Here is a 20,837-nt window from a genome sequence, read left to right on the forward strand (position 1 = left end):
ACCCCGCGCGGCACGATCCGGTAGTCCTTCTGCATCCGCAGCGGGCCCTTCTTGCCCGGCTTCTCCCACACGACCGACTCCGGCACCCGCTCCTGCTCGGCTCGGTCAGCCGCGCCGCGCTGCACCGGACCGCCTGCCCGGTGGCCGTGGTCCGAGCCTGAGAAGCGGCCCGGCCACACCCGCTCCCGTCCTTGTCGACATCCCTGGGCGCCACCGGAGCTAGGGGTCTGAATCGCAATTCCGCGCTGGCACTGCCGGCCGGCACCTCGAGTGCCGAGCTGCGCGGCGCCGTCAGGGAATCAGGACGATCCGGCCGTCGACCTCGCCGGCTCGCAGCTGCTTCATCGCGATGTTGACTGCCGCGAGGTCCATCTCGTGCACCGGCACGCTGATCCGACCGGCCTGAGCCAAGGCGATCACCTGCTCCAGCTCGGCCCGGTTGCCCCAGTAGCTGGTGGTCACCTCGACCTCGGCAGTCGGGGCGAAGAAGCTCACCGGGAGGGAGCCCCCGGCGATGCCGAGGATCACGACCAGGCCCCCGACGCCGGCGAACGAACCCGCCATGGCCAGCGTGCCGTCACTCCCGACGAAGTCGAGCACGGCGTCGGCTTCGCCGCCCAGGCCCGATACCGCCTCGTCGTCGGGATGGAACACCTCGGCGGCGCCGCGCTCCCGCGCCATGCCACCGCGGCGCTCGGACGGCTCGATGACCACGATTCGCGCCGGGGACAGGACGGACAGCAACTGCACGGCCATCTGCCCGAGTCCGCCGCAGCCGATGATCACGGCGGTCGATCCGGGCACCAACCGGGGCAGCGCCTTGCGGACCGCCCGATAGGGCGTGAGGGCGGCGTCGGTCAACGGGGCGCCGGCGACAGGATCCAACGAACCAAGGGGCACCAGGTGACGCACCGGGGCCACGACATACCGGGCAAAACCGCCGGGGTGACCGATCCCCAACCACGAGGTCGTGTTGCACAGCTGCTCGTTGCCCCCGACACAGACCCTGCACGTCCCACACCCCCAGCCGCCGAAGATGGCAACCGGCTCGCCGTGACTGACACCGCGGACTCCGCGCCCGAGCGCTTCCACCCAGCCGGCCACCTCGTGGCCGAGCACCCACGGGAAGGAGGGGAGGACGGGGATGTCCCCGTCCGCGAGGTGCAGGTCGGAGTGGCACAGTCCAGCCCCTCCCACGCGGACCAACACCTGCCCCGGACCGGGTTCCGGCACAGGTAGGTCGCGAACCTCCAGGTCCGTGCGATACCCGTCCAACAACGCTGCGCGCATCACCGTCTCCCGATCTGGGTGGTGACGGCGGTCTGTTCGGGTGGCAGGACCACGACTCTCCGGACGCCGCGGACGGACGCCGCGACGGCTTCGGCCAGGCTGGCATCCCGTCTCGAACGCACGCCGCTGACGGTCACCTCCGCGTCGCAGACCCGCACTCGCCAGCCGGGCAGCCCGTCCGACGCCAGCCGTAGCCTGACGTCCGCCTGGATCTCCTCGTCGCAGCGGGACAGCGCGCGCACCACGTCACTGCGGCTGATCACGCCGACCAGACGGTCATCGTGCACGACCGGGATGCTCTTCCAACCGCGTTCGGCGAAGACGGCCGCGACGTCGGCGACGTCGGCTCGCTCATGCGTCGTGAACGGGCCACGTGTCATGACGGACTCGACCTGGTGATGCCGGGGTGGCGGGGGGACGGATGATCGTGCGTGCGCGCGGGGGTCTGGCTCGAGAGGGTCTCGCAGGACGTCGGATTCACTCACGACACCCACCACGCGGTCGCGCTCGTCCACGACCGGCAGGCACGAGATCCTGGCACTGACCAACAATCGCATCGCCTCGTCGATCGTCGCGCCGACCGGCAGACTGAGCGCCGGCTGGGTCATCACTTCACGAACCAACATGGCCGCGTCCTCTCCTGGGCTGCCCCGGAATCACCGGCAGACCGGCGGGTCCGGCGGCGATCCGGCTCCTCGCCAGCATCCGGCCAGCCGCGGACCCGCGGCAGGGCCGAAGGTCCCGCCCTGTTGCGGGGCACGCCTGCCGGCCTCATGCACTGAGAGCTTCCACGGCGGGACGTTCGGCACTGCTCACCCGGGGGTCGCGCGAGCAGTGTCAAAGCACCACGACTTTGGAGGGGAGAGCGCCATGATCACGTCGAGTTATCCGGTGCGGGTGACGGCCAGGCTGGACCCGGGAGTCAGCCGAGGGCTGTGGCTCGTGAAGTGGTTGCTGGTCATCCCGCACTATGTGGTGCTGGGCTTCTTGTGGCCTGCCTTCATCCTGCTCAGCGTCGCCGCATTCTTCGCGATCGTCGTCACCGGTCGGTACCCCCGGCGAATCTTCGAGTTCAACGTCGGTGTCCTGCGATGGAGCTGGCGAGTCGCCTACTACGCGTATGGCGCGCTGGCCACCGACCAGTACCCGCCCTTCTCTCTTCGGGAGAAGCCGGACTACCCCACCCACCTCGAGGTGGACTACCCCCCGCACCTGTCCCGCGGGCTGGTCCTGATCAAGTGGTGGCTCCTCGCGATCCCGCACTACCTGGTGCTCGCGTTCTTCCTCGGAGGCGGCTTCTACACCGCGAGCCACGGCGCCGGCCAGCTCGATTCGCCGTGGTCCGCGGGGGCCAGCCTGATAGCCCTGCTTGCCACACTGGCAGCGGCCGTGTTGCTGTTCACCGGGCGCTACCCGAAACCCCTCTTCGACCTGCTCCTCGGCATGAATCGCTGGGTGCTGCGAGTCGCGGGCTATGTGGCGCTGATGACCGACGAGTACCCACCGTTCCGACTCGACCAGGGCGGGGACGAAGCCGACTCCAGAGGTGTGACCTTCCCGTCCTGACCACCAGATCGCCAAACGGCCACCATGTTGCTCCCGGCCCGGAAAGGGCGCTCGTCGGTAAGGGGACCAATGGCCCTGCACACCGGCTCGCCCGTCGACGACCGTGGTGATCAGACGAACTTGCGTCGTCGTCTTCAGGACTCGCAGCAAGGAGCACTCCCATGAACACTCCCTCGCGTCGCAGCGTCGTGGTGGCCATCGACGGCTCGCAAGCCAGCGACCTCGCCCTGGACTGGGCCGTCGACGAGGCCCGGCGCCGCAATCTCCCCTTGCACCTGGTGCACGCCCGCGGCGTGGACGACTGGTGGCTGATGGCTCGAGCGCCGGTGCCACGCGAGCTGATCGACATCCAGGACCAGCTGCTCGAGGAGCGGGTCGACCGGGTGCGACGACAGGCGCCGGGAGTGGTGGTGTCGTCCGACTCAGCGGTGGGCCACGCGGCCAAGACACTGATCGACCTCTCCCACGATGCCGAGGTCGTCGCGATGGGCGCGCGTGGCCGCGGCCCGGCGAAGCAGGCGCTCCTGGGCTCGGTCTCTGCCCAGGTGAGCGCGCATGCCCAGTGCCCCGTCGTCGTGGTGCGTGGCAACCCGGTCGCTGCTCCCGGCCAGCCTCGCGTCGTGGTCGGGGTGGACGGCTCGGCGAACTGCCAGGATGCAGTCGGCTACGCCTTCGAGCAGGCGTCCTCGCGCTCGGTGGGTCTGACCGCCGTCCACGCCTGGGCCGAGGAGTTGGTCGACGGCCTGGCCACGCTGGCCCTCTCCAAGGAGCAGCACGAAGCCATGGTCCAGGAGCGACAGGCCATGGTCTCCGAGGCGCTTGCAGGATGGTGCAGCAAGTACCCGGACGTCGACGTCCGCGAGCACATCCTCCGGGCGCACCCCGTCGAGGCCCTGCTCGACGAAGGGCGCCAGGCGGACCTGCTCGTGGTGGGCAGTCGCGGACTGGGTGGATTCACCAGCCTGCTGCTGGGGTCTGTGAGCCGCGCGGTCCTGGCCCGAGCCGCCTGCCCGGTGGCCGTCATACGCCCGGCGCACCACCAGGAGTGACGACGACAGGACCTCGAGTCTGCGGCACTGCCATCGTGTCGACGGTCCCGTCCAGCCCGGCAGGAGGCGACGTGTGACGATGGACTGGCCGACCGACAGCGAGGGACCGACATGGCTGACGACAGCCCGACGCAGGACCGAAGGGGCCTCGTCGTCCTCACCCGGGCGGAGTGTTTCGACCGGATCCGGAAGGAGCCTGTCGGCCGGGTCGCCTTCGCCGCGGACGACGAGGTGGTCATCCTGCCCGTCAACCACCTCGTCGTCGGCGAGCGCATCGCTTTCCAGACCACCTGGGGGAGCAAGCTCCAGGTTGCCGCCGATCAGGGCCCGATGGCCTTCGAGGTGGATGGACACGAGACGTCCCGCTCTTGGGGCTGGAGCGTCCTTCTCCAGGGGCACGCCACCATCGTGCATGACCTCGATGAGCGGCATCGGCTGAGCTCGCTTCAGCTGCAGACATGGGCCCCCGCGGCCGAGAACATGTTCTGGATCGTGATCACGCCACAGCGCGTCGCGGGGCGAGAGATCCACTCTGCGTCGCCGGAGGAACAAGACGCAAGGGACCTTCGGCCCTAACCCGACCGAGGGCGGCTGGGCACGATGGCTACATGACCGAGCAGCAGTCCGCACCCCGTCCCTCACGCCCTTCGACCGCCGCCGGTGAAGTGGTCGCCGGTCTGGTGAACGACGGGTCGGCGGCGAGAGTCGCCCGGGCCGCCGTCCGGTTGGCGGCCGTCCGCCAGTGCGGAGTCCGTTTCGTGCAGGTGCTCACCGCGCACGCGCACGAGGACGCGGGCTCCGCCACCTTCGGGATCGCGCTGCGGGCGCTGCGTGGCCAGCACCGCATCCCCGTGGCCTTCGAGGTGCTCAGCGGCCATCCCGGTCGGACTTTGGTCGAGCGGAGCGCCACGGCCACAGCCCTCGTCGTCGGCGCCGACACGCGAGGCGCTTCGAGCGGGACGGCCCGCTACTGCCGGACCCACGCACGTTGCCCCGTCGTGACCGCCTCGGCCCCCGACGAGGTCCTCGAGCCGGCGTCCGCGCGATGAGCCGGTCCAACGGCCCCGGCCCGGCATCGGCGACTCGTCTCTACGGGCTGCGAGCGGCTTCACAGAGCAATGAAGGAGCAGGTATGACGTTGACCAAGCCCAGTGCGCGACCGGTCGTGGTGAGGTGTGACGGGTCGGCCGTCAGCCAGGACGCCGTGGCTGCGGCCACGAGGCAGGCGGCGCGCTACCGTGCCCCGCTGGCGTTGCTCGCCACGCACGCGGAACCTTCCCACCAGCGGACCGGCGCGCCCTCGCCGCTGCAGCCTGCGCCTGCTGACGACCCCAAGAGCATCGCGGAGCGGGCGTGGTGGCGAGCCAACCACACCGACCCGTCCGTTGCCGTCCAGATCATGACCGTTGCCGACCTGCACTCGCAGCGTCTCAACCAGCTCGCTTCGCGCGCGCGCCTGTTCGTGGTGGGTGGGGCAGACGTCCTGGCCCCAAGCTCCACCGCTTGGGGATCCACGGCTCGTGCCCTCGACCGGCTGTTCCGGTGCCCGGTGCTGTTGGCCGGTCCCTCGGTCAAGGCCGACGATCACCGTCGGCCGGCCGTGGTCGTCGGGTTCAGCGGCGCACCGCAGGACGCCGAGTTGATGCCCCCTGCACTCGCCGAGGCAGAGCTACGGGGCTGGGACGTGGTCGTCGTCCGCGCGGTGGCCTCGGCCGAGGAGCTCGAGCCCGCCATGGACGAAACGTGGGCTGCCCTCAACGGGCACTGTCGCGAGATCCCTTGCCGCGTCGTGCACCTCGTCGCGAAACCGGCCGCGGCCCTGGCCGACCAGGCCGCCCCGGGAGACCTGCTGGTCATCGGTTCACGTGGGTCCTCGCCCGTCGGGCACCTCACCCAGGACTCGGTCGGCGGTGCGACGGTCCGGCGATCGCGGTGCGACGTGCTCGTGCTACCGGTCACCGGGCGCCCCACGCGTTCCGGGCCCGGCGAGCGGTCGCTGAGCTCGCCCGCCTTCGAATACCGCTGACCAGGGCATCGAGAAGGGAACCGACCAGATGACCACCCCTGACCCGAGCCGGATCGCCCGCGAGGGGTCGCTGCCCCAGACACGTCACCTCGTCGTCGGCTTCGACGGATCGCCGCCCGCAGGAGAGGCGGTGGCGTGGGCAGCGGCCGAGGCGAACCTGCTGGATGCAGACCTGCACATCGTCCTCGCCGCGTTCTATCCCGCCTGGATCGCGCAGTCGGGTGACCTGGCTCCGGGAGTGCCACAACCGCTCGTGGCTGCTGTGGAGGGCGCACGCCACGAGGCCGAGCTGCTGGCCGCCAAGACCCTGGACCGGTCCAGGGTGACCAGCCAGATCGTCAATGACAACGCCGGTTCGGCCCTCACGAAGGCGTCCGAGACTGCAGCGGCGGTCGTCGTCGGGCACCGCGGCCGTGGTGCCGTGACCAGTGCGCTGCTCGGATCGGTGTCGGTTGCCACGGTCACCCATGCCCGCTGCACGGTTGTCGTCGTCCGCGGCGCGCCCGGTCCGCGACCTGCACCGCGCGGCGTCATTGCCGGCGTCGACGGGTCGAGCTCTTCGGACAAGGCTGTCGAGTATGCCGCGGCCTTCGCCGCCAGACGACACGCACCGCTACACGTGGTCGCTGCTTGGCAGGAGGCGCCGGTCATGGGTTGGGAGTCGGTCTACTGGGAGGCCAACGTCCTGCAGGAGTGGGAGCAGACCATGGCAGCTCAGGCGGAGAAGGTGGCCGCGACCGCTGCCGAGCAGGTCAGGCGCGCCCACCCGGGCCTGGAGGTGACCGCGGAAGCGGTCAACGACCGACCGGTCGATGCGCTGGTCCACGGCTCCGCCGACGCCGAGCTCGTCGTGGTGGGCGCCCGTGGCCTCGGTGGCTTCCAGCGACTGCTGCTCGGGTCGGTCAGCCGCTGTGTGCTCCATCGCGCCAGCTCGTCGGTCGCGGTGGTGCGCTGAGCCACCCTTTGCTGCGGGCCGCCGAGCACGGGCGTGGGAGGATCCACCCCGTGACGACGATCCTCTCCATCCAGTCCTCGGTCGCCTACGGCCACGTCGGCAACGGCGCTGCGGTCTTTCCCCTGCAGCGCATCGGCGTCGAGGTGTGGCCCGTGAACACCGTTCACTTCAGCAACCACACCGGCTACGGCAGGTGGCGCGGTCCCGTCCTACCAGCGCAGGACGTGCGCGACGTCATCGCCGGCGTGGGCGAGCGTGGGGCCCTGCCGGAGATCGACGCCGTCCTGTCCGGCTACCAGGGCGGGACGGAGATCGGTGGCGTCATCATCGACGCGGTGGCTGAGGTCAAGGCGGCCAACCCGGCGGCCATCTACGCCTGTGACCCGGTGATGGGCAACGCCAAGAGCGGTTGCTTCGTCCACCCCGATATCCCGGTCCTGTTGCGCAGGAGCGTCGTGCCGCACGCCGACCTGATCACCCCGAACCAGTTCGAGCTCGGCTTCCTCACCGAGACCGATCCCCACACGATCGACGAGACGCTCGCCTCGATCCGCGCCGCGCGGGACATGGGCCCGCGGACGGTGCTGGTGACCAGTCTGATGCGGCCGGACGCGCCCGAAGGCACCATCGAGATGCTGGCGGCCGACGGCGAGGAAGCCTGGATCGTCCAGACACCCCTGCTTCCCTTGAAGGCCAACGGGTCCGGTGACGTCACGGCCGCGCTCTTCACTGCTCACCACCTCGAGACGGGCCGCCTCGACGAAGCGCTGGGCCGCACCGTGTCCTCGATCTTCGACATCCTGCAGACGACTCTGGACTCTGGCCGGCGCGAGCTGCAGCTGGTGCAGGCGCAAGAAGCCATCGCCCACCCTCGCATGCAGTTCAACGTCACCCCCGTGCGGTGACCTGCAGCGGTAACCGTCTGTCGAAACCGCGACCGGCAGGCCTCAGGCGAAGACGCGCGTGCCTGCCGGATTCCAGTAACCGGCGAACATGGCGGGGCTGTTGTGCGCAATCAGCACCTCACCGGCCGGGGTCACGGCGATCGTGCCGCCCGTGGCCGAACGCGACTCCAGCTCCACGTCATACGTCACGGTGACTGCCTGCTCCAGCGACGACCCGGCATACCGCATGCGGCTGACGATGTCGTGGGCCACGACTCCCTGCAGGTAGGCCTCACCCTCCCCCGTGCACGAGATCGCCGCCGTGTCGCCGCGAGCGTAGGTGCCCGCCCCGATGACCGGTGAGTCGCCGACCCGGCCCTCGCTCTGACCGACCATGCCACCCGTGGACGTGGCCGCGGCCACGCGCCCGCGTCCGTCGACCGCGACCGCACCGACCGTGCCGGACCGTGACGCCTCGGTGCGGGCAGCCAGCACGTCCTCCAGCTGCCTCTGGCGCGCGGGCGTGACGAAGTAGTCCGGCTCCGCGGTCTCCAGCCCCCACCCCCGCACCGCGTCCGCGCTCGGCCCGACGATGAACGCGTGCGGTGTGCGCTGCATCACGGCGCGAGCCACCAGCACCGGGTTGCGGGCGCACCGGCTCACCGCGATCGCGCCGGCACGGCCCTCGTGGTCCATCACCGCGGCGTCGTGCTCGGCCGTGCCGGCCGTGGTGAGGGAGGCCCCGCGTCCGGCGTTGAACAGCGGGTTGTCCTCGAGGCTGACGACCGCCGCCGTCACCGCATCGAGGGCGGTGCCCCCACGACCCAGCACATCGGCTCCCGCCGCCACGGCGTCGGCCAGCCCGCTCTGGTAGCTGCCGGACGCCTCGAGGCTGAGCTCACTCGACCACGCGCCTGCCCCGCCGTGGATCACCAGGGCGGGCCCGCCGGTGGGAGACAGGTGGAATGACTGCATGGGTTGCCTTTCCTGGGGATTGGTCATCTCCCACCTGCCTGACGGGTCAGGTAGTTGACGGCCACGAACGACCGGAACGCCGCGAGCAGGTCGTTGGTCTCGATGCGGATCACCCGGGTGTCGATCCGTTCGGCACCCTTGACCCAGCTGCCGACCTCTGCCATGTCGGCCGTCTGCACCATGAGGTCCAGCCGCACCGGCGTCGCGATCGGCGGCACCTCGAGCTCCTCCGCGCGGGCCCGCTCGGCCGCGGCCCTGGCCGCGTCGTGGATCAGCTCACGCGCGTCCTCGGGGTGGAGGTTTGCCGCGGCGAACCGGGTGGCCGACTCCTTGGTGACCACCTGGACCGCCGACGGAGCGAACGGCGCGGTCTCCTGCTGGGTGACCGCGTCCCCGGTCACGAGCCCGATCGGGACGCCGAAGTGCGCCGCCACCAGGGCGTTGATACCGCTCTCCCCCACGAGCTGTCCGTTGACCCGGGCCTCGCTGAACACCTCGGGGTTGTAGGTGTGCGACAGCGTCGAGGAACGGCCGGAGATCGAGCCGTGGTAGCCGATGAAGAAGACCACGTCGAATGACTCGTCAAGCCCCTCCATCATGTAGAGGGGTTTGTGCCGGCCCGAGACGTAGGTCGCCCGCCCCGCGAGCGCGGCAGGGTCCAGGTTGTGCATCGCGCCGTGGGCGTCTTTGACGACCATCTCGGTCGCGCCGCCCGCACACGCGCCCTCGATCGCGGCGTTGACCTCGCCGAGCACGAGCCGACAGCCGATCTCGTAGCCCTCGCCGCCCGGTCGACACTGTGACCAGTCGACGATGCCGGCCACTCCCTCGAAGTCGAAGGACAGGTAGACCCTCATCGGCTCTCCTCTCGCGGCTGGTCCCGGGTCGAACGAGTCCGAGCGTATGCCGTGCCGTCACGTTCGCGACGAAACAGCCGGTAGACTGGCGGACGCTAAGGGCTACACACGCGTCTGTTGGGTGGGAAGACGCGCCCATCCACGTCCCTGGAGTTCCGTCAACGTGTCGCCCGTCGCGTCCTACCGCCGGTTGTTCTCCCTCTCCGGCCCCCTCTATGTCCTCATCGCCTTCCTCGGACGGCTGCCACTGGCCATGAGCCAGCTCGGCACCCTGCTGCTGGTGGCCGGTTCGACAGGCAGCTACGGCGCCGGCGGTGCGTCCGCAGGAGCGCTCGCCATGGCCAACGCGGCCGGCGCCCCGGTCGCGGGATCGCTGGCCGACCGGGTCGGCCAGCGACCGGTGGTGCTCGTCCAGTCCGTCGCCGGCGCGGCAGGGCTCGTCGCCCTCGTCGTCCTCGCGCACCTGGAGGTGGCGTGGCCGGTGCAGGCTGCCGTCGCGGCGGGAGCGGGCCTGATGATGCCGCAGGTCGGTCCACTGGCCCGGGTGCGATGGCGCCCGATCACCCGTGAGACGGGGACGGAGCAGCGTCGCCTGGTCGACGCGGCGTTCTCCTACGAGGGTGCCGCCGACGAGGCGTCCTTCGTCCTCGGTCCGGCGCTGGTCGGCATCGCCACGGCCCTCGTCGCCCCGGCCGCCGCGTTGATCGCCGCCGCGGTCCTGCTCGCCGTCTTCGGCACCCTCTTCGCCCTGCACCCCACAGCAACCCTCACCCGGGCGCACCAGCCGCCCCGGCAGGCTGCGGGACGGCTGTTCACCCCGGCACTGCTCGTGCTGGTCGTCGCCCAGCTCATCGTGGGCACGGTCTTCGGCTCGGTCCAGACCGCGACCTCGGTGCTGGCCACCAACGCCGGTGTGCCGGGGCTCACCGGGCTGCTGCATGCCCTGCTCGGCGTCGGCAGCGTCGCAGCCGGGCTGTGCGTGGTGCGGCTGCCCGACTGGTTCGCCTACGAGAGCCGGCTGCGAGTCTTCGCGCTCGGTCTGCTCGTGCTGTCGACCCCTCTGCTGCTCGTCGACAGCCTCAAGACGCTGGCTCCCGCACTCGCGGTCCTCGGGGTGACCATCGCGCCCTACATGATCAGCGTCTTCACGCTCGCCGAGCGGATCACCCCGCAGTCACGCACCGGCGCCGCGATGACCGCCCTGGCGGCGACCACCGGCCTCGGCTACGCGGTGGGATCGAGCATCGCCGGCAGGCTCGCCGACTGGGGCGGGCAGACGCCGGCCTTTGCGGTGACGGTGGCCGCCGGAGCGCTCGCAACACTGCTCACGCTCGCAGCCGCGAGCACCTTGCGGCGCGAGCAGGACACGGCACCCGTGGGGCCGGGCACCGCCCCCGAGCGACCGGGGCCGGTGACCGGACAAGGCTCAGTCCTGTGAGGACTCGGCCCACAGGTTGATGCCGCACTCGACCGCGTCCTGGTCGATCGCCGCGAGCTCCTCGTCCGTGAACCTCGGGCCCTGGAGCGCAGCGACATTGGTCTCGAGCTGTTCGACCGACGAGGCGCCGATCAGGGTCGAGGTCACGCGCGGGTCCCGCAGGCACCACGCCAATGCCATCTGCGCCAGCTTCTGACCGCGCTGCCCGGCGATCTCGTTGAGTGCCCGGACGTGCTTGAGGACTGACTCGTCCAAGTGCTCCGGAAGCAGCGACTTCCCCTGCGCCGCACGGGAATCCTCGGGTATGCCGTCGAGGTAGCGGTCCGTGAGGAGCCCCTGCGCGAGCGGCGAGAAGACGATGCACCCCATGCCCTGCCGTTCCAGCTCGTCGAACAGGTCCTGCTCGATCCAGCGGTTGAGCATGGAGTAGGACGGCTGGTGGATAAGCAGCGGGGTGCCGAGGTCGCGCGCGATGGTGGCGGCCTCCTTGGTGCGCTTCGCCGAGTAGGACGAGATCCCGGCATACAGCGCCTTGCCCGACCGGACCGCCTGGTCGAGGGCCATCATCGTCTCCTCGACGGGAGTCTCGTGGTCGGCCCGGTGGCTGTAGAAGATGTCGACGTAGTCCAGACCCATCCGGTGCAGGGAGTCGTTGAGCGAGGACAGCAGGTACTTCCTCGAGCCGCCGATGCCGTAGGGACCCGGCCACATGTCCCAGCCCGCCTTGGTCGAGATGACCAACTCGTTGCGGTAGGGCCCGAAGTCCTCGTGCAGGAACCGGCCGAAGTTGCGCTCCGCCTCACCGTAGGGCGGTCCGTAGTTGTTGGCGAGGTCGAAGTGGGTGATGCCGAGGTCGAAGGCGCGACGCAGGATGTCGCGCTGGGTGTCGATCGACTTGTCGTTGCCGAAGTTGTGCCACAGGCCCAGCGAGATGGCGGGGAGCTGCAGCCCGCTCGCGCCACACCGGCGGTACTGCATCGACTCGTAACGGTCCTCGGCTGCCTCGTAGCTCTTCATGACCCTCAGCATAGGAAGGGCCGGCCAGCGCGGCCAGCATAGGAAGGGCTGGGCAGCGCGGCGCCACCTGTCACAGTGGAGGGATGGCAGCGTCCTCTCCTGTGTTGATCACCGGCTGTTCTTCGGGCATCGACGCGGCCACCGCCGAGCTGCTCGTGCGGGCGGGCCACAACGTCTACGCGACTGCCCGCAGAGCCGAGACGTTGGCCCGCCTCGCCGACAGGGGCTGCCGGGTCCTCGCATGGCGCGCACCTACGCGAGCGCGCTGCGGGCCTCGACCCCGGAGCGCGTGGCGAGCGTCGTGCTCAAGGCCCTGGAGGCCGAGCACCCGCGCAGCCGCTACGTCATCACGCCGATGGCACGCGCGCTGATCGCGTTGCGCCGGTTCGGCGGCGACCGCGTCTGGGATGCCGCGATGCGCCGGCAGTTCCGGAGTTCTCTCGTGAGCTAAAAGCCTTGCCCCCCGTCGCTCGACGGGAGGCATGATGAAGCGTGACCTCGATCCGCGATCTCCATCGACAGGCGCTCGACGACGCGACCACCGTCATCGACGCGCTCGACTCCTCCGACTGGGGCCGAGACAGCCGCTGCGCCGGCTGGAGCGTCCGCAAGCTCGTCGAGCACATGACCGGCCAGAACTTCGGGTTCGCCGCTGCCCTCGCGGACGGTGACGCGCCGCAGGACGCCTACGCCCCGCGGACGGTGGACCAGTGGGCGCAATCGGTGGACACCCTCCGCCAGGCCGCCACGTCACCGGCCGACCGGATCCGCCTCGTCGAGGTGCGGCCGGAGACGCGGCACACCGGCGAGGCGGTGCTGGGGTTCCAGACGCTCGACACGGTCGTGCACACCTGGGACATCACCGGCCCTCCCCACCGCCCCGCCCCCGCCCTCGTGGACCTCGTCGCCCGCCAGGCGCAACTGGTCCCGACGCAGCGCCCCGTGGACGCCCCGTTCGCCCCTGTCGTGGACGGAGACGACTCCGATCCCTGGCTCCATGCCCTGCACCTGCTCGGCCGGGTCACGTGAGGCCGATCTAGCGGTCGCCGCCGAGCAGGTGCTCTCCGGGCTGGACGACTCCTCCGCCAAGCGCCTCTGGAGGGCCCTCCCTGACCGACGGGTCGTCAGGCGTGCAGGCCTCCGTCACTGTGCAGCAGCTGACCGTTGATCCACTCGCCCTCGGACGAGCAGAGGAATGACACGAGGGCTGCGGTGTCGCTGGGCCGGCCACCGCGCCCCCGCGGCTGGGCGGCAGCGATCTGCTCACGCAGCTCGTCGCTCATCCAGCCGGTGTCGACCGGCCCGGGGTTGACCACGTTGTGCCGATCGAAGCTCTCCACGCTCGTGTCGAGGAGGGACGAGTCCACCGACTCGCAGTGGCACATGACGAGCGCGGTCACGGGTCCCAGGTCACGCTCCACCTGGTCGAACACCTCTGCGGGAGCCTCAGGGCGTTCGAAGTCCGCCGAGACGCTGAGGGAGCGAGCGCCGTTGTCGCGCAGGGCTGCTCCGACTTCGTCGACGTCGGCGACCTGACGTCCCCAAGGCATCCGGTCGTCATACGCTGCCCAGTAGGTGGTGGCGACGTCCCAGCCGTCGGAGGCGAGTCGCAGGGCGACGGCCGCGCCGATTCCGGCGGTGCGGCCCACTCCGGTCACCAGGGCGATCGGACGGTCGGTGCTCATGCCGGCGAGTCTCACCCCAGCACGACGTCATCGCAAGCCGATTCGACCGCGAAGCCGGACCGCGCCGCTCGGGATCAGGCGATCCCGTCTGACCGGACACCCACGCCGAGAGCGCTCTCGGGGTCCGGGACCCCAGCCGGCTCGGGGAAGCCGTGCCCGGCCGGGGGCGGCGTTGGGGTGCGGCGCTCGTCCATCTCCTTCCACTGCGGCAGCAGGCCGGGCAGGGTCGTCGCGAGGAAGTAGATGCCACCGGCGAGGAGCAGAGCGGGCGCGAGACCGACCACGGCAACGGCCCCGCCGGCCGCGATGCCACCGAGCGGCATCCCGGCCCACGCCATCGACTCGGCAAGCGAACCCACCCGGCCGAGCAGCGGCCGCGGGATCCGCGAGATGTAGATCGCGCCGATGATGGGATTGATGAAGCCGGCGCCGAAGCCCCCGACGGCACAGATGCCGAGGATCAGCCAGATCGGGGCGCCCAGCGCGAGGGCGATGAACCGCGGGCAACCCGCGATCGCGAACGCCACGAGATAGGTGATCCGACGTGGCAGCCGCTCGCCTAGTGCGGCCGCGAGCAGTGCCCCGATCGTGGCGGTCACGCCGAAGACCGAGCCGATCAGGCCGATCTGGGTCGTGCCGTAGCCGTGGTCCATGATCCACACCGGCAGCAGCACCGACATGAAGGCCATGTCGAGGAGGTTGGTCGCGAAGATCATCGCCGTGATGCTGCGCATGAGCGGCTCGTGGACCAGGAAGTCCCAGCCACTGCGCAGCTGCCGCCGGTAGGTCTCGGGTGGTGCGTCGTCGTCCGTCTCGTCGAGGTGACGTGCCGGTCCCCAGAGTCCGATGAGCATCGCGCAGACCGCGAAGGACGCGGCGTCGATGACGAGGGCGTTCGCGGCCCCCACGAGGGCGATGATCAGGCCGGCCACGGCCGGTCCGATGATCGTGGCTGTGCGGTCGGTGCTGCTCTCGAGCCCGGTCACGCGCTCGATCGGCACGCGAGCCTGTTCGGCGATGTCGGGGACGAGGGTGCCCTTGGCTGCGTCCGAGGGTCCGCGCGCAGCGCCGGCGAGAGCCACGAGCCCCAGCAGTGCCGGGAAGCTCAGCAGCCCGAGCACGTGCAACAGCGGGACGAGCCCGACCAGGACGGCGCTGGCGAGGTCAGCGACCACGCTCACGCGGCGCGGTCCGATGCGGTCGATGATCGGGCCGCCGAGCGCCTTGGTGATGACCAGCGGGGTCATCTCGAAGACCACGACCAGGCCGGTCTTGGTCGCCGACCCGGTGGTCGTGAGCACCAGCCAGGGGATGGCGATCGCGCTGACGCGGGTGCCCGAGATGGAGACCACGTTGGCCGCGAGGAACGCCCACAGCGGGGTCCGGTTCCGTCCCTCGGCGCCACCCTGGCTGGTTGGTCGCCCTCGTCGGCGCTGCGTGTCCTGCTCACCGCCCACTGGTGTGCTGGCGCCGACTCCGCGGTTCACTGCCCCTCCCTGGGGAAGGCCTGCAGCTGCACCGTCACCGGCCGTGACCCGCGGGGGTGCGGACCGTCGTCCTCGGTGCGGTACCTGCCCAGCACCGCTCTGACCTCGTCGAGCATCTGGGTCAGCTGGCTCGGCGTGAGGTGGAAGGCGAAGTCCGACATCTCGGCGGCACGCTGCCACGCCTTGGGCAGCGACGGGATCTCGTCGATGTAGCGCAGCATCGACTCGGCGTAGACCTGCGCATTGCCTCGCAGGTAGGCGTTGGCGAGCTCGGGCTCCTCCTCGAACAGGTCCTGGTCGAAGTAGGTGCCCCGGTGTGCCGAGCTCCACCACCGCTCGCGACCACTGCGGTGCCCTTCGGCCTCGACGATGAGGCCGGCGTCGGCGAGCTGGCGCAGGTGGTAGCTCGTCGCACCACTGTTGACGCCCAGTCGCTGGGCGAGACCGGTGGCGGTCGAGGGGCCGAAGCGGCGCAACAGACCCAGGAGCTGGTTGCGCATCGGGTGCGAGAGGGCGCGCAGGACGGTGTGGTTGAGCACCACGTCGCGTTCCGGGTCAGGGTGCCACGCCTTTGGGGGAGGTGTCGGTGACATGCGCCTTACGGTAGAACGCAAAGGTTTCTTTGCACAAGCCTCTTTGCACATTTCTCTTGGCGACCCCCGCGAACCACAGGATTCTCTGTGAGCCACCCCGCTCGTGGGCAGTGGTCAACGGGGAGCCCGCGGGGGCGGGTAGCGTCGGGCCATGGCTCTCGAACCGTTCGACGCGCTGCGCCGGATCGCCTTCCTGCTCGAGCGCTCCCGCGCCGGCACCTACCGGGTCAAGGCGTTCCGCGGAGCGGCCCAGACGGTCGCCGACACCGAGCCCGACGAATTGCGCAGCCGCGCCGAGGCCGGAACCCTCGGCGACCTTCCGGGGGTCGGCAAGGCGACCGCAGCGGTCATCGAGCAGGCCCTCGCGGGTGAGCACCCGGCATACCTGCAGTCGCTCGAGGAGAAGTCGAGAGGACCGCTGGCCACCGGCGGTGAGGAGCTGCGAGCGGCCCTGCGCGGGGACCTGCACTCGCACTCGGACTGGTCCGACGGCGGTTCGCCGATCGAGGAGATGGTCATGACCGCCATCGAGTTGGGCCACGACTACCAGGTACTCACCGACCACTCGCCGCGGCTCAAGGTCGCCAACGGGCTCGATTCCGCGCGCCTGACCAGGCAGCTCGGCGTCATCGACGCGATCAACAAGCACCTGGAGGGCAGCTTCACCCTGCTCAAGGGCATCGAGGTCGACGTCCTCGACGACGGCAGCCTCGACCAGACCGACGACATGCTGGCCAGGCTGGACGTGCGGGTGGCCTCGGTGCACTCCAAGCTCAAGATGGCCAAGGCGGCGATGACCCGGCGGATGGTCGCGGCGGTCCAGAACCCGCGCACCAATGTGCTCGGCCACTGCACGGGGCAGCTCGTCGACGGCGAACGCGGCATCCGCGGCCGCAGCGACTTCGACGCCGGGGCGGTGTTCGCGGCCTGTGCCGAGCACGACGTCGCGGTCGAGATCAACTCCAGGCCCGAGCGGCGAGACCCACCGGACGAGCTGATCTCGCTGGCGCTGGAGCAGGGCTGCCTGTTCTCCATCGACACCGACGCGCACGCCCCCGGACAACTCGACTTCCTCGACTACGGGTGCGCGCGGGCACAGCAGCTCGGCGTGCCGGCCGAACGGGTGGTCAACACGTGGGAGCGCGACCGGCTGCTGGCCTGGGCGAACCCCGGGTAGCCACGCAGCAGCCGCTTTGGAGTTTCGTCGGGGTGTCCCCTATGCTTTCGGAGTCCTCGACGGATCCGAGCTGCTGCTCGCTGGCGGCGAGGGGCCTGATCGAGTATGTCGTTCCTGGTCCCCATCGTCTAGCGGCCTAGGACCCCGCCCTTTCACGGCGGTAGCACGGGTTCGAATCCCGTTGGGGATACGCAGTTCAAGGCCTTACCCAAGGCCCCGTAGCGCAGTTGGTTAGCGCGCCGCCCTGTCACGGCGGAGGTCGCCGGTTCGAGCCCGGTCGGGGTCGCCACCATGGCCCGCAGATCACCAGGTCTGCGGGCCACACCCGTCTCAGGGTGTCGCCGACCCGCCACGCCCCCTCACCTTGCCCGTCCTCTTCGGTCAGGCGATCAGTCGCTCCACCACGAGGGCGCCGCCGATCAGCAGCATCGACAGTCCCGAGAGGAGGCTCACGACCCGCGCTGCGCCGGGCCGGGACACGAACGCCCGGCGCGCCAAGGCGCCCAGGCACAGGTAGAACAGTGCGCACGTCACCGTGAACAGCAGGCCCAGCAGGGTCAACTGGACCGCCAGGGGCCAACCCCGGGACGGGTCGACGAACTGCGGCAGCAGCGCCACGAAGATCAGCAGCGCCTTCGGGTTCAGCCCACTGACGCCGACCCCGGAGAGCACGGCGGCGTGATCGGAGCCGAGTGATCGGCCCCGCGAGGCCGGCGGGCGGTGACCGGCCAGGCCTGTGGCGCCGAGCCACATCAGGTAGAGACCCCCTCCCACCGACAGGACCGTCAGTGCCACCGGGGAGTCCGCGAGCACGGTGCCGAGCCCGGCAGCCACCACCAGCGTCATGGCGGTGTAGCCCAGCGTGAGCCCGGCGGGGGCGGCCAGCACCGAGCGCTCCTGCAACGCGGAGTCAAGCGTGAAGGCCCAGTCCGGTCCCGGGGCGACTATCAGCAGCAGCGCCGTCCCCCAGAACGCGAGCACCGATGCGACCGCCATCACAACATCCCTTCCCACTTCACCGCCTCTTGAGAAGATGGGCGCACTGTGCCCCGAACTGTTTGCGAGTTCAGCCTCGACCCACTCATTCCATGGAAGAATCTCCGCCATGGACGCGATTGATCAACAGATCCTTGCGGAGGTCCAGGAGAACGGCCGGCTGACCATCACCGAGCTCGCAGACCGGGTGGGCCTGAGCCTGTCGCCCTGCCACCGCAGGCTGCGCGAGCTCGAGAGCAGCGGGACGATCCGCGGCTACCGCGCGGTGCTCGACCCCGCCGCCGTCGGCCTCGGATTCGAGGTCCTGGTGTCGGTCACCATGAGGCAGGAGGACAGGCGGACTCTGCTGGCGTTCGAGGAGGCCGTGCGCGAGATCCCCGCGGTGACGCAGGCCCAGCGCCTGTTCGGCGACCCCGACTACCTGCTGCGGGTCGCGGCCGCGGACATTGCGAGCTACCAGCACCTCGAGGACGACCAGCTCGCGCTCCTGCCGGGTGTCCAACGACTGACCTCCACCATCGTGATGAAGCAGGTCGTCGAACCGCGCGCGCTCCCCACCCGAGCCTGAGCCGACGGCTGCGGAGGGAGTCAGGCCCCCAGGCGCAGGCCGGTGCGCTGCCGAGGCCGGTGCACCGGCTCCCCCGCGATCCACACTGCCGCGATGTCGGCCACCCCACCGAGCGCGAACACCGTGGCCAACGCGTTCTCGGCGTCCCGAGCGTGCCGGAGCCCGACGTCGAGGGTGCTCCCTTCAGCCGCGCTCACCCAGACCGCGTCGAACTGCTTGCCGACGTCCAGGTCTCCGACCTGGTCAGCCAGGCCGAGACCCGCCGCGCCCGCGGCGGTGGCCAGGTGCAGCAGGTGCACCGGGCCCAACGGCATACCCTCCTCGCCCATCAGCTGCTGCGCGAAATAGGCCTGCAGCCCCTCCTTGAGGAGCGAGAACCCGGTGCCACCGCCCACGTCGGAACCGAGCGCGACCCGCACGCCGTGCTCGAGGTGGCGCCGCAGGGGGAACAACCCGCTGCCGAGGGACGCGTTGCTGGACGGGCAGTGCGCCACCGTGGCGCCCTCGGCCCCGAGGATCGACAGCTCGCGGTCGGTCGGATGCACGTTGTGCGCGAACACGGACCGTCGCCCGACGAGACCGTGCCGGTCGTAGGTGTCGACGTAGTCGTGCGCGTCGTCGAACAGCTCGGCCACCCGGGCGATCTCCGCAAGGTTCTCGTTGACGTGCGAGGTGAACCACGACCCGGGCACGTCCTTCAGCACGGAGGCGCACGCGTCGAGCAGGTCGTCCGTGGCGGAGTAGGAGAACCGCGGGGTCACGGCGTAACGTGCGCGCCCGACGCCGTGCCACCTGCCGGCGAGCTCGCACGAGAGTTCATAGGCCCGGTCCGGAGAGGTCAGCAGCTCCGACGGTCGCAGCAGCCGGTCGCTCACCACGAGGCCGCTGGTGATCCGCAACCCCACCCGCGCGGCCTCCGCGAAGACCTCGTCGACCGCCGGGGCGAAGTGCGCGCCGAAGACCAGCGCCGTGGTCGTCCCCGCCTCGACCAGCCCCCGCACGAACTCGGCTGCCACGCTTCGCGCGTAGGCAGGGTCGGCCAGCCGAGCCTCCTCGGGCAGGGCGCGCTCGTCCAGCCACCGGAGCAACGGCATCCCCAGGCCGCCGATCACCCTGACCTGCGGGAAGTGGACGTGGGTGTCGACGAACCCCGGCAGCAGTATGCCGTCCCGCAGGTCGACGACGTGGTCCTCCGGATGGTCTCCACGCACCTGGGCATAGGCGCCCCGGGCCACGATCTGCCCGTCACGGACGACCAGCCCGGCATCGTCGTCGGCGCGCAGCTCGCCACCGGTGAACGGGTCGTCGGGGGTGTCGAGGACGCGGGCACGGTAGAGCGTCATCGCCGCACCCCACTGCTCGCGCGGTCCGCCTCGAACACCCGGACCAGCTCTGCCGCCACGCTCACGGCAATGGTCGCCGGGTCCTTGCCGGTGATGCCCGGCGAGCCGATCGGAGTGGTGATCCGGGCCAGGTCGGCCTCGCCGTGGCCCTCCTCGAGCAGCCGCCCGCGGAACCGGCTCCACTTCGCGGGCGACCCGATCAGCCCGATCGAGCCCAGGTGGGCGCAGCGCAGCGCCACGTCGCACAGGGCTGCGTCCTCGGCGTGGTCGTGGGTCATGATCAGCACGTGCGTGCCGCGCGGCACCTGCCCCAGGACGAGCTCGGGCACGGGCGAGTGGTGGACGTGCACCTGAGCGGTGGCGTCGGCGAGGACGGCGAGGCGCTCGTCGGAGACCTGGGCCGCCCGGCTGTCGACCAGGTGCAGCTCGACGTCGTGCCGGGCGAGGATCCTGGCCAGCTCGAGCCCGACGTGTCCGACCCCGAAGACGGCGACCGCAGGCACCACGCGCAGCGGTTCGAGCAGCACAGTGACCTCGCCGCCGCAGCATTGTTGCCCGTGCCGGCTCGGCGCCTTGTCGCTCAGCCCGAGCTCCAGCTGTTCTGGGTCGCGGGCGCCCGCGGCGAGCATCTCGCGCGCCCGCTCGACGGCAGTCGCCTCGAGGTTGCCGCCGCCGACGGTGTCCCAGACCTGCTCGGCGCCCACGACCATCTTGGCCCCGGCGCGACGAGGCGCGTGCCCGCGCACCTCGATGAGCGTGACGAGGACGCCGGCCTCGCGGTCGCGACGCAGCCTTTCGACCGCCTGCAGCCAGTGCACCTCAGGTCTCCATCGCCAGCGCGGGCGTCCGGCCGGCCCGCGGGTGCAGGTCCTGCCGGGCACGACCGCCGTCCGAGTCGGCGCAGCGCGCCGCATCCAACGCCCAGTAGACC

Annotated in this window: 23 protein-coding genes, 2 tRNA genes and 1 pseudogene; 15 read left to right on the plus strand and 11 right to left on the minus strand. The window is 70.7% G+C overall.

What is annotated here, in order from left to right; all coding sequences use genetic code 11:
- Positions 1-291: 291 nt before the first annotated feature.
- The gene (locus FRW57_RS05055) at positions 292-1,290 is read right to left on the minus strand and encodes an NAD(P)-dependent alcohol dehydrogenase (RefSeq protein WP_137121759.1); all 999 of its coding nucleotides are present in this window, start codon (positions 1,288-1,290) and stop codon (positions 292-294) included.
- A complete protein-coding gene (locus tag FRW57_RS05060) occupies positions 1,290-1,916 on the minus strand; it encodes a CBS domain-containing protein (RefSeq protein ID WP_137121760.1) in 627 nt (208 codons plus the stop codon). The genes FRW57_RS05055 and FRW57_RS05060 overlap by 1 nt, the downstream gene beginning before the upstream one ends.
- 244 nt (positions 1,917-2,160) lie before the next feature.
- Here FRW57_RS05060 and FRW57_RS05065 point away from each other — a divergent pair, with 244 nt between their 5' ends.
- The 7 genes from FRW57_RS05065 (at position 2,161) to pdxY (ending at position 7,791) form a co-directional block, all read left to right on the plus strand.
- Positions 2,161-2,856, plus strand: a complete 696-nt coding sequence (locus FRW57_RS05065) for a DUF4389 domain-containing protein (RefSeq protein WP_137121761.1) — start codon at positions 2,161-2,163, stop codon at positions 2,854-2,856.
- Positions 2,857-3,017: 161 nt separating this feature from the next.
- Entirely contained in the window at positions 3,018-3,905 is an 888-nt protein-coding gene (locus FRW57_RS05070) for a universal stress protein (RefSeq protein ID WP_137121762.1), read from the plus strand.
- 111 nt (positions 3,906-4,016) lie between these two features.
- A complete protein-coding gene (locus tag FRW57_RS05075; RefSeq protein ID WP_137121763.1) occupies positions 4,017-4,481 on the plus strand; it encodes a pyridoxamine 5'-phosphate oxidase family protein in 465 nt (154 codons plus the stop codon).
- A 32-nt stretch (positions 4,482-4,513) separates the two neighbouring features.
- Complete coding sequence (locus FRW57_RS05080) at positions 4,514-4,954, plus strand: adenine nucleotide alpha hydrolase family protein (protein WP_137121764.1); 441 nt, start codon at positions 4,514-4,516, stop codon at positions 4,952-4,954.
- Between the two features lie 83 nt (positions 4,955-5,037).
- Positions 5,038-5,931 carry a universal stress protein gene (locus tag FRW57_RS05085; protein ID WP_162529268.1) on the plus strand — a complete coding sequence of 298 codons (894 nt, stop codon included), beginning with the start codon at positions 5,038-5,040 and terminating at the stop codon, positions 5,929-5,931.
- Between the two features lie 28 nt (positions 5,932-5,959).
- Positions 5,960-6,886: a universal stress protein gene (locus FRW57_RS05090; RefSeq protein ID WP_137121766.1), complete on the plus strand. Its 927-nt coding sequence runs from the start codon at positions 5,960-5,962 to the stop codon at positions 6,884-6,886.
- Between the two features lie 50 nt (positions 6,887-6,936).
- On the plus strand, positions 6,937-7,791 hold the full coding sequence (pdxY, locus tag FRW57_RS05095; protein ID WP_137121767.1) for a pyridoxal kinase PdxY: 855 nt from the start codon (positions 6,937-6,939) through the stop codon (positions 7,789-7,791).
- A 42-nt stretch (positions 7,792-7,833) separates the two neighbouring features.
- Here pdxY and FRW57_RS05100 read toward each other — a convergent pair whose 3' ends face one another.
- Both FRW57_RS05100 and FRW57_RS05105 read right to left on the minus strand, forming a co-directional pair.
- A complete protein-coding gene (locus tag FRW57_RS05100) occupies positions 7,834-8,772 on the minus strand; it encodes an isoaspartyl peptidase/L-asparaginase family protein (RefSeq protein ID WP_203230214.1) in 939 nt (312 codons plus the stop codon).
- Positions 8,769-9,602: a M55 family metallopeptidase gene (locus FRW57_RS05105; RefSeq protein WP_152185478.1), complete on the minus strand. Its 834-nt coding sequence runs from the start codon at positions 9,600-9,602 to the stop codon at positions 8,769-8,771. The genes FRW57_RS05100 and FRW57_RS05105 overlap by 4 nt, the downstream gene beginning before the upstream one ends.
- A 163-nt stretch (positions 9,603-9,765) precedes the next feature.
- Between FRW57_RS05105 and FRW57_RS05110 the strand changes: the two genes are divergently transcribed.
- Entirely contained in the window at positions 9,766-11,040 is a 1,275-nt protein-coding gene (locus tag FRW57_RS05110; RefSeq protein ID WP_202911546.1) for an MFS transporter, read from the plus strand.
- On the opposite strand, the gene mgrA is transcribed toward FRW57_RS05110, so the two are convergent.
- Complete coding sequence (gene mgrA, locus FRW57_RS05115; protein ID WP_137121771.1) at positions 11,029-12,057, minus strand: L-glyceraldehyde 3-phosphate reductase; 1,029 nt, start codon at positions 12,055-12,057, stop codon at positions 11,029-11,031. The two genes, FRW57_RS05110 and mgrA, sit on opposite strands and share 12 nt — an antisense overlap.
- Positions 12,058-12,140: 83 nt before the next feature.
- On the opposite strand from mgrA, the pseudogene FRW57_RS24980 reads away from it, so the two are divergent.
- The 3 genes and pseudogenes from FRW57_RS24980 to FRW57_RS05125 all read left to right on the plus strand — a co-directional run.
- Positions 12,141-12,266, plus strand: a pseudogene (locus FRW57_RS24980) (SDR family NAD(P)-dependent oxidoreductase); the annotation flags it as partial.
- A 32-nt stretch (positions 12,267-12,298) separates the two neighbouring features.
- Positions 12,299-12,508: a hypothetical protein gene (locus FRW57_RS24330; RefSeq protein WP_238384696.1), complete on the plus strand. Its 210-nt coding sequence runs from the start codon at positions 12,299-12,301 to the stop codon at positions 12,506-12,508.
- Between the two features lie 41 nt (positions 12,509-12,549).
- Positions 12,550-13,086, plus strand: coding sequence for a maleylpyruvate isomerase family mycothiol-dependent enzyme (locus tag FRW57_RS05125; RefSeq protein WP_137121773.1), 537 nt, complete (start codon positions 12,550-12,552; stop codon positions 13,084-13,086).
- A 95-nt stretch (positions 13,087-13,181) separates the two neighbouring features.
- On the opposite strand, the gene FRW57_RS05130 is transcribed toward FRW57_RS05125, so the two are convergent.
- The 3 genes from FRW57_RS05130 to FRW57_RS05140 all read right to left on the minus strand — a co-directional run bounded on the left by FRW57_RS05130 (position 13,182) and on the right by FRW57_RS05140 (position 15,822).
- Positions 13,182-13,742, minus strand: coding sequence for an SDR family oxidoreductase (locus tag FRW57_RS05130; RefSeq protein WP_137121774.1), 561 nt, complete (start codon positions 13,740-13,742; stop codon positions 13,182-13,184).
- 74 nt (positions 13,743-13,816) lie between these two features.
- Positions 13,817-15,229, minus strand: coding sequence for an MFS transporter (locus tag FRW57_RS05135; RefSeq protein WP_203230215.1), 1,413 nt, complete (start codon positions 15,227-15,229; stop codon positions 13,817-13,819).
- Positions 15,226-15,822 carry an ArsR/SmtB family transcription factor gene (locus tag FRW57_RS05140; protein WP_162308193.1) on the minus strand — a complete coding sequence of 199 codons (597 nt, stop codon included), beginning with the start codon at positions 15,820-15,822 and terminating at the stop codon, positions 15,226-15,228. The genes FRW57_RS05135 and FRW57_RS05140 overlap by 4 nt, the downstream gene beginning before the upstream one ends.
- 151 nt (positions 15,823-15,973) lie before the next feature.
- On the opposite strand from FRW57_RS05140, the gene FRW57_RS05145 reads away from it, so the two are divergent.
- From FRW57_RS05145 to FRW57_RS05155, 3 genes are all read left to right on the plus strand, one after another.
- Complete coding sequence (locus FRW57_RS05145) at positions 15,974-16,999, plus strand: PHP domain-containing protein (protein WP_152185479.1); 1,026 nt, start codon at positions 15,974-15,976, stop codon at positions 16,997-16,999.
- A 117-nt stretch (positions 17,000-17,116) separates the two neighbouring features.
- Positions 17,117-17,189 (plus strand) — tRNA-Glu (locus FRW57_RS05150).
- A 22-nt stretch (positions 17,190-17,211) separates the two neighbouring features.
- Positions 17,212-17,288 (plus strand) — tRNA-Asp (locus FRW57_RS05155).
- A 92-nt stretch (positions 17,289-17,380) separates the two neighbouring features.
- Here FRW57_RS05155 and FRW57_RS05160 read toward each other — a convergent pair.
- Complete coding sequence (locus FRW57_RS05160) at positions 17,381-17,995, minus strand: LysE family translocator (RefSeq protein WP_137121777.1); 615 nt, start codon at positions 17,993-17,995, stop codon at positions 17,381-17,383.
- A gap of 109 nt (positions 17,996-18,104) precedes the next feature.
- On the opposite strand from FRW57_RS05160, the gene FRW57_RS05165 reads away from it, so the two are divergent.
- Positions 18,105-18,563 carry an Lrp/AsnC family transcriptional regulator gene (locus FRW57_RS05165; RefSeq protein ID WP_152185480.1) on the plus strand — a complete coding sequence of 153 codons (459 nt, stop codon included), beginning with the start codon at positions 18,105-18,107 and terminating at the stop codon, positions 18,561-18,563.
- Positions 18,564-18,583: 20 nt separating this feature from the next.
- Here FRW57_RS05165 and guaD read toward each other — a convergent pair whose 3' ends face one another.
- Together guaD and xdhC are read right to left on the minus strand one after the other, a co-directional pair.
- Entirely contained in the window at positions 18,584-19,906 is a 1,323-nt protein-coding gene (guaD, locus tag FRW57_RS05170; RefSeq protein ID WP_152185481.1) for a guanine deaminase, read from the minus strand.
- Complete coding sequence (xdhC, locus tag FRW57_RS05175; protein ID WP_152185482.1) at positions 19,903-20,724, minus strand: xanthine dehydrogenase accessory protein XdhC; 822 nt, start codon at positions 20,722-20,724, stop codon at positions 19,903-19,905. The genes guaD and xdhC overlap by 4 nt, the downstream gene beginning before the upstream one ends.
- Between the last annotated feature and the right edge of the window lie 113 nt (positions 20,725-20,837).

Source organism: Segeticoccus rhizosphaerae, from assembly GCF_009192725.1.
Lineage (GTDB): Bacteria > Actinomycetota > Actinomycetes > Actinomycetales > Dermatophilaceae > Segeticoccus > Segeticoccus rhizosphaerae.